This window comes from Bartonella sp. AA86SXKL, from assembly GCF_042196885.1.
The window spans coordinates 1-899 of record NZ_JBHIRE010000193.1; the positions used below are offsets into that span (position 1 = coordinate 1).

Annotated in this window: 1 protein-coding gene and 1 pseudogene; both read left to right on the forward strand. The window is 36.2% G+C overall.

The genetic code is table 11. The annotated features are described in order from the left end of the window. Nucleotides 1–186, forward strand: a 186-nt coding sequence (locus ACFIO5_RS10915) for a type II toxin-antitoxin system RelE/ParE family toxin (RefSeq protein ID WP_375705415.1), incomplete at its 5' end; no start/stop codon positions are given. Between the two features lie 234 nt (nt 187–420). Then, nucleotides 421–899: pseudogene (locus ACFIO5_RS10920) on the forward strand (integrase); the annotation flags it as partial.

Below are 899 nucleotides of genomic sequence, written 5' to 3' on the forward strand. Positions count from 1 at the left end.
CAGCTGGAAGCGTCCGTGTTACCTTTATCCGAGCATCCATATTTGTATCAAAAAAGTGAAAGAGTATTAAAGCTAAGAGAAATTGTAGCCCATCCAAATTATCTTATATTGTATCAAGTGACCGTAAATCAAATTGAGATTGTTACTGTAGTACATACTCGGCGTGAGTTTCCTGTTTCTCTGTGATTTTTTATCTTCTTAAAGGACAAGATATTTAAAATATATCTGTTTTTAGAATGATATTCTATATCAGCAAAAATGATCATTTTTTAACTTGAGTGAGAACCTCAAAGACAGTAAGTTTCTCTCATCACAAACCTTCTCAGATTGAATCAATTAAAATCACTTGCTTTCATGTCACATAAGTGGGGCTAGCGTGCAGATAAAAACTGTTAAAGACAAGGAATAAAAATACCTCTTATGAATCGTCTCAATGCAAGAGCTCTCGCAACATTGAGGGCTGGCAAATAGTATGATGTATGATGGTGCCGCCTTATTACTTCATAAGCGTAAAGAGGGTGATGTACAACAGCTTTTACGCTATACCATTCACGAGCTTCCGTCGTAAAATGAGTTTGGGTGCGCTGATGAATGTTTGTTTAAACAGGCACTTGAATTCACAATCCAATGACATTCTATTCTTCATGAGAGATGTGACATTATTAAAGAATGCAATAAACAAAAGCGTGAGGCAACGCACACTCCGCATTATTTAAAAGATGTTGCCGTGGGTGCTTTTGAAAACCATACAGCAGAATTAAAAGGAGATGGCAAGAATGGGAGAACTGGTTTTCACCTTTACAACTTTATACTTTCCTCAAATTAGGTTGTATACCCATTTCAGAAATGACACAAACAAAGATACGCAATACCCTTGTTCCTATTTGGCATATAAAAGC